Below are 6,601 nucleotides of genomic sequence, written 5' to 3' on the forward strand. Positions count from 1 at the left end.
CACCTACTGCTGGCGGTAGGCCGCCAGCCCAACACCGACGACCTCGGTCTCGACCGCGCGGGTGTGCAGACCGACCAACGCGGTTTCATCGTCGTCGACGACCAGCTGCGCACGAACGTCGAACACATCTGGGCGATGGGCGACTGTAACGGCAAGGGGGCGTTCACTCACACCTCCTACAACGACTTCGAAATCGTCGCGGCCAACCTGCTCGACGGCGAACCGCGCCGGGTCAGCGACCGCATCCCCACCTATGCCCTCTACATCGACCCGCCGCTGGGACGGGCCGGAATGACCGTCGAACAGGTGCGCGCGTCGGGCCGCCCGGCGTTAGTCGGTCAACGACCGATGACTCGCGTTGGCCGTGCGGTGGAAAAGGGTGAGACACAAGGCTTTATGAAAGTCGTCGTCGATGCTCAAACTCTGCAGATCTTGGGAGCGGCCATCCTCGGTGTCGGTGGCGACGAGGCCATCCACGAAATCCTGGACGTGATGTCAGCGGAGGCACCGTACACCACGCTGGCCCGCACGATGCACATCCACCCGACGGTCAGCGAGCTGATACCGACGATGTTGCAGGAGATGTCGCCGCTGCAATAGCTATTACGCGGCCGGGTCTGCCCGGTGCAGCACGGCGTCCGCGTCACCTTCATCGGGATGCTTCGGCCAGCCCGGGTAGGGCGGCGGCGTGCCGCCGAAGGCCGGGCAGTGGGCGTGGTGTGCGCACCAGTCGCATAGTCGCGACGGTCTGGGTCTGAAATCGCCTGTCGCACCAGCAGATTGAATTGCCCGCCAAATCGCCATCAGCGTCTTCTCGAACCGCAGAAGCTCATCTTCGTCGGGGGAGTAGTCCAGCAGCTGGCCGTCCGCCAGATAGATCAGCCGCAGCCGCGTCGGCAACACGCCCCGGGAGCGCAGTAACGCCACCGCATAAAACTTCATCTGGAACATGGCCTTGAACTCGGCGAGGGCCCGTGCTTCCGGAGGCGCCTTGCCGGTCTTGTAGTCCACGACCCGCAACTCACCGGTGGCGGCGACATCGATCCGGTCGATGATCCCGCGCAGCAGTGTGCCGTCGGCGAGCTCCACCTCGATGCGCTGCTCGCAGCTTTGCGGGTCGAACCGGGTCGGATCTTCCAATCGGTAGTAGCCCGATAGCAGGGCGCGGGCCTCGTCGAGGAGTTGAGCCTGTTGCTCGGTGTCTAGCGCGGCGGCCAACTCGGGTTCCGCACCGATCACCTGCTCCCAAGCGGGGCCGACGAGTGTGCCGGCGGTCTGCGGGCCGCGCTGCGTTGCCGGCAGGGCGTACAGCTGCTCCAGAGCGGCATGCACCACCGAGCCCCGCAGTTGTGCCGTTGACGGCGGCTCTGGCAGGCGATCGATGGCCCGGAACCGGTAGAGCAGCGGGCATTGCTTGAAGTCGGCGGCCCGCGACGGGGACAGCGCCGGTCTTGATGGCGGGCGGACTGCCTTGCCCGCTTCGTCGCCACTCATGTGCGCCGCTCCTCAGCATCGCTTCGCTCTGCATCGTCGTCGGCGCGGCTCATGTCCGCAGCCTAAGCGCGAGGTCGGACAACCCCGCGCACCTTTCCCGGCGCGTCTGCTGGCAGGCTAGACAGCTGTGTCTGCAACGGGGCCCTTCGCGGTGGGCGATCGTGTCCAACTCACCGATGCCAAGGGTCGGCACTACACGATGCTGCTCAGCGCCGGTGGCGAATTCCACACGCACCGCGGCGCGATCGCGCACGACGCGGTGATCGGACGGCCGGAAGGCAGCGTGGTCAAATCGACCAACGGGGACCCATTCCTGGTGTTGCGTCCGCTGCTGGTGGACTACGTAATGTCGATGCCGCGCGGTGCCCAGTTGATCTACCCCAAGGACGCCGCTCAGATCGTGCTCGAGGGTGACATCTTCCCCGGCGCCCGCGTGTTGGAGGCCGGTGCCGGCTCCGGGGCGATGACCTGTTCGCTGCTGCGTGCCGTCGGCCCGGACGGGCGGGTGATCTCCTATGAGGTGCGTGCCGACCATGCCGAACACGCCCGTCGCAATGTGGAGACGTACTTCGGCTGCGCGCCGGCCAATTGGCAACTGATCATCGGCGACGTCGTCGAGACCGATCTGGCCGACGGCTGCATCGATCGGGCGGTGCTCGACATGCTGGCGCCGTGGGACGTGCTCGACACCGTGTCGCGGGTGACAGCCCCCGGTGGTGTGCTGATCGTCTATCTGGCCACCGTCACTCAGCTGTCGAAGACCGTTGAGGCGCTGCGCGATCAGCAGTGCTGGACCGAGCCGCGCGCCTGGGAGACTCTCCAAAGAGGTTGGAACGTAGTCGGATTGGCGGTGCGTCCGCAGCACAACATGCGCGGCCATACCGGGTTCTTGGTGTCCGCTCGTCGACTGGCGCCTGACACCGTCACGCCGACTCCGCTGCGCCGCAAGCGCTAGTCGTCGCTGCGCGACAATCCACGGCGTACCGACAACAGTTCGAACTCCGGATGAGCGGCCACAAGCCGTTCGGCCGCGTCGAGCACATCGACAGCGTGGCCGCGGTCGGCCGACGCCATCGCCACCCCGATGCCTGCACGTCGGTAGAGCTCATGCGACCCGGTTTCCGCGGCCGACACGCTGAACTTTCGCTGTAACTCGGCCAGCACTGGGCGGATCACCGATCGCTTCTGCTTGAGTGAGCGCACATCACCGAGCAGCAAATCGAACTCGAGCCAACCGATCCACATCGCCGGGTCAGCGTCCCGGTGTCGACGCCGGGGGCGCGCCTTGATCGGTCCCAAAAGCCAGAAGCACGTAGGCAGTTCGCGCCGACAGCTGCCAGCCACCCTGGTATGGCGTGAATTCCATCGGGAAGGAGAACGTCGGCGCGCCGCGATTGGGTGAGCTGACGTTGACGTTGGCCATGACGTCGGCCGGAGCCCGGTCTGACCACGCGACGTCGCGCACATCGAAGTGCATCGGCGCGAAGCCGCCGTTGAGCAGTGCCATGGCGAACTGGTCGAACACGGCGGCATTGTCTGGGCCGGCTCCCTCGACCAGGTTCAGCTTCTGAGTGCCGGGTATCGAAGGATCGGCCAGCCGGTACAGCACCTGGGCCAGGGCATCGGGATGCGGCAGCGGAGCGATCTGTGCAGTCGCCGTCGACGTGAGCGAGGCCGACGCCGGCGGCGGTTCAGCGTTCGGCGACCCACCGTGCTCATCACCCGCACACCCCGAGAATCCGAACGCCGCCGCAATCGAGACGGCGCTCAAGACTGCCGTCAGCGATCGGGGCATTCGGCCGTTGTCAGTGGCCCGACGACCGCACCGATTGCATCAGCGTCATCGCCGAGTCGTGCGACAGCTTCCAACCGCCCTGATTGACGAACGTGAGGTTCTCGTACGTCGGGGCGAGATGCGGGCCCGTCGCGGTCAGGGTGGCAGCGGCGGCACCGGGGCCGGCGGGCGTGATGCTGGTGAAGTTGAACGTCAGCGGCAAGCTGCCCTTGGCAGCGGCCTTTTGCAGTTCGTGGTCGGCAAGAGATGCCGGGACCGGGATGCCGCCGTCTACGAGGTAACCCTTTTGGGCGAAGGAAACGCTCGGGTCCTGCAGCGTGTTGAGGACGGTCGCTAGCTGCTCGGCGGTCGGCAGGTCTGCCGCCGGATCCAGCGGCAGCGGCGCGCTGAAAACGACCGGCTGCACCTCAGGCAACGGGGCGGTAACAGATGCAATGCAGGTCACACCCGCAGCCGCCGCGCCGATCGCGGAAACAGCCGCCACGCCCGTGGCAAGGTATTTCAGGGTCACAAAAGTCCTCTCGATCAGGCCGACTCAACATGATGTTAACGCCGATGCCAGTCTGCCCCATTTCGAGTTCCCGCATGAATTGGAAATCGCCGGTAGCGTTGAGGCATCCGCCGCACCACCTTGAAGGAGCGGGAAAGGAGCGCAACATGGGTGAGTCAGAGCGCGAAACGTTCGGTAGCCCTCGCGAGCCAGACCTGTCCAGCGAGGATGCGGCCGAGCTCGAGGAGCTCCGGCGCGAGGCAGCGATATTGCGCGAGCAACTCGACAATGCCGTCGCGACGCAGAGTGTGGCACGCAGCCCGCGCGATATTCACCAGCTTGAGGCGCGAATTGATTCGCTCGCTGCGCGGAATTCCAAACTGATGGAAACGCTCAAGGAAGCCCGCCAGCAACTGCTGGCGCTGCGCGAAGAGGTTGACCGGCTCGGTCAGCCGCCGAGCGGCTACGGCGTGCTGCTGTCAACGCACGACGACGAGACCATCGACGTGTTTACCTCGGGTCGCAAGATGCGCTTGACGTGCTCGCCCAACATCGACGTCAAGTCTTTGAAGAAGGGACAGACGGTTCGGCTCAACGAGGCTTTAACTGTCGTCGAGGCCGGCACCTACGAATCCGTCGGCGAGATCTCAACGCTGCGCGAGATTCTCAACGACGGGCACCGCGCGCTGGTCGTCGGCCACGCCGACGAGGAACGGATCGTGTGGCTCGCCGACCCACTGGTCGCCGAGGATCTGCCCGACGGCCACCCGGACGCTCTCAACGACGACCAGCGGCCCCGCAAGCTGCGGCCCGGCGACTCGCTATTGGTCGACACCAAGGCTGGGTATGCGTTCGAACGCATTCCCAAGGCCGAGGTCGAGGACCTGGTACTCGAAGAGGTGCCCGACGTCACCTACAACGACATCGGCGGGTTGGGCCGACAGATCGAGCAGATCCGCGACGCGGTGGAGCTGCCGTTCCTGCACAAGGAGCTGTACCGCGAATATGCGCTTCGCCCGCCCAAGGGTGTGCTGCTCTACGGCCCGCCCGGGTGCGGTAAGACGTTGATCGCCAAGGCCGTCGCCAACTCGTTGGCCAAGAAGATGGCCGAGGTTCGCGGCGACGATGCGCGCGAAGCCAAGTCGTACTTCTTGAACATCAAGGGCCCGGAGCTGCTGAACAAGTTCGTCGGCGAGACCGAACGCCACATCCGGCTGATTTTCCAGCGGGCCCGTGAGAAGGCCTCCGAAGGCACTCCGGTGATCGTGTTCTTCGACGAAATGGACTCGATCTTTCGCACCCGCGGTACCGGAGTCTCGTCCGACGTCGAGACAACGGTCGTGCCGCAGCTTCTAAGCGAGATCGACGGCGTGGAGGGCCTGGAGAACGTCATCGTGATCGGTGCGTCCAACCGCGAGGACATGATCGACCCGGCGATCCTGCGGCCCGGGCGCCTCGACGTCAAGATCAAGATCGAGCGTCCGGACGCCGAGTCGGCGCAAGACATCTTCTCCAAGTACCTCACCGAGCAACTACCGGTACATGCCGACGATTTGGCGGAATTCGGCGACGACCGCTCGTTGTGCATCAAGGCGATGATCGAGAAGGTCGTCGACCGGATGTACGCCGAGATCGACGACAACCGGTTCTTGGAAGTCACCTACGCCAACGGCGACAAAGAGATCATGTACTTCAAGGACTTCAACTCTGGCGCGATGATCCAGAACGTCGTCGACCGGGCGAAGAAGAACGCGATCAAGTCGGTGCTGGACACCGGTCAGCCGGGCCTGCGCATTCAGCATTTGATCGACTCGATCGTCGACGAGTTCGCCGAGAACGAGGACCTGCCCAACACCACCAATCCCGATGACTGGGCCCGGATCTCGGGCAAGAAGGGCGAGCGGATCGTCTACATCCGCACGCTGGTCACCGGGAAGTCGTCGAGTGCCAGCCGGGCCATCGACACCGAGTCGAACCTCGGCCAGTACCTGTAGTCGCTGGCTTAGCCGCTCAGCAGCGAATAGCTGTTGGTCAGATCGTCTTGCAGTACCTGGGCGGCGTGGGTGGTGGTGTCAATACGCAGTGGGCTTTCCAGCACGCGTGCCTGATAGGTCCACCCGTCCGGCACGTTGAGTCGCTCGCCGAGTTTGGGCAGGTCGGCTCGCGACAGGTTCGGATCGACGATCTGGCTCCAGGTCTGCATCACCCAGCGCCGAAAAGCGGGGTCTTGCAGTTCGTAGATCTCTTCTCCGGCGTCGAAAGTGAAAACGGTATGGCGGTTGACCTGATTTGCGGTGTAGGGCGCCGGGTTCATCGCGGTCAACAAGACGGTCGCTTGCAGCTCCATGTCGATACCGCCGAAGTTCTTGATGATCCGCGGGCCCTGCTGCGTCTTTTCGATCGAGTTCATCAGCCAGTACCGCGGTCCGTTGAGAAGCACTGTGGCAGCGCCGTTTTCGGTCGCGATGGCCTGCGCGTCGAGCTTCGACCACAGCTCGGCCGGACAGTCATTGAGCGGGAAGCTGTTGTAGACCGAGGCCTGCGGCCCCGCCTCGCCGGGCGTCACCAGCAGCACTTCGCCGTAGCGCTTTCCGGACAGACTTTCGGTGGGCTCAGGCGCAGCGTGGGCAGGCATCAGGGTGAAGGTAATCACTTCAGTCACCAGCGTCAATGGGCGCCCGACCCTGTTCACCTTCCCGCAACGCCGCCGGGCGGTTCCCCCAGCGCGGCGCGCATCGTCGCCACGCCTAGGCTTTAGTCATGCAACGGATTATCGGGACGGAGGTCGAGTACGGCATTTCCTCGCCGTCAGACCCGACTGC

Annotated in this window: 8 protein-coding genes; 3 read left to right on the forward strand and 5 right to left on the reverse strand. The window is 64.7% G+C overall.

The genetic code is table 11. The annotated features are described in order from the left end of the window. The coding region (locus WBF82_RS09670) for an FAD-dependent oxidoreductase (protein ID WP_424382823.1) at positions 1-600 on the forward strand (600 nt) is incomplete at its 5' end. A 3-nt stretch (positions 601-603) separates the two neighbouring features. Here the strand turns inward: WBF82_RS09670 and WBF82_RS09675 are convergent. Continuing rightward, entirely contained in the window at positions 604-1,494 is an 891-nt protein-coding gene (locus tag WBF82_RS09675) for a RecB family exonuclease (RefSeq protein WP_424382824.1), read from the reverse strand. 127 nt (positions 1,495-1,621) lie between these two features. Here WBF82_RS09675 and WBF82_RS09680 point away from each other — a divergent pair, with 127 nt between their 5' ends. Next, a complete protein-coding gene (locus tag WBF82_RS09680; RefSeq protein ID WP_424382825.1) occupies positions 1,622-2,449 on the forward strand; it encodes a tRNA (adenine-N1)-methyltransferase in 828 nt (275 codons plus the stop codon). On the opposite strand, the gene WBF82_RS09685 is transcribed toward WBF82_RS09680, so the two are convergent. Genes WBF82_RS09685 through WBF82_RS09695 form a run of 3 tightly spaced genes read right to left on the reverse strand, consistent with a single transcriptional unit; the run spans position 2,446 to position 3,800 of the window. Next, positions 2,446-2,739, reverse strand: coding sequence for a DUF503 domain-containing protein (locus tag WBF82_RS09685; protein ID WP_424382826.1), 294 nt, complete (start codon positions 2,737-2,739; stop codon positions 2,446-2,448). The genes WBF82_RS09680 and WBF82_RS09685 overlap by 4 nt on opposite strands. Positions 2,740-2,746: 7 nt before the next feature. Then, positions 2,747-3,289, reverse strand: coding sequence for a hypothetical protein (locus WBF82_RS09690; protein ID WP_424382827.1), 543 nt, complete (start codon positions 3,287-3,289; stop codon positions 2,747-2,749). Positions 3,290-3,299: 10 nt separating this feature from the next. Then, positions 3,300-3,800, reverse strand: a complete 501-nt coding sequence (locus tag WBF82_RS09695; protein ID WP_424382828.1) for a hypothetical protein — start codon at positions 3,798-3,800, stop codon at positions 3,300-3,302. 146 nt (positions 3,801-3,946) lie between these two features. On the opposite strand from WBF82_RS09695, the gene arc reads away from it, so the two are divergent. After that, a complete protein-coding gene (gene arc, locus WBF82_RS09700) occupies positions 3,947-5,773 on the forward strand; it encodes a proteasome ATPase (RefSeq protein WP_424382829.1) in 1,827 nt (608 codons plus the stop codon). Positions 5,774-5,781: 8 nt separating this feature from the next. Here arc and WBF82_RS09705 read toward each other — a convergent pair whose 3' ends face one another. Then, positions 5,782-6,414, reverse strand: coding sequence for a hypothetical protein (locus tag WBF82_RS09705; protein ID WP_424382830.1), 633 nt, complete (start codon positions 6,412-6,414; stop codon positions 5,782-5,784). Positions 6,415-6,601 lie beyond the last annotated feature (187 nt).

This window comes from Mycobacterium sp., from assembly GCF_049673265.1.
In the GTDB taxonomy this organism is placed as follows: Bacteria; Actinomycetota; Actinomycetes; order Mycobacteriales; family Mycobacteriaceae; genus Mycobacterium.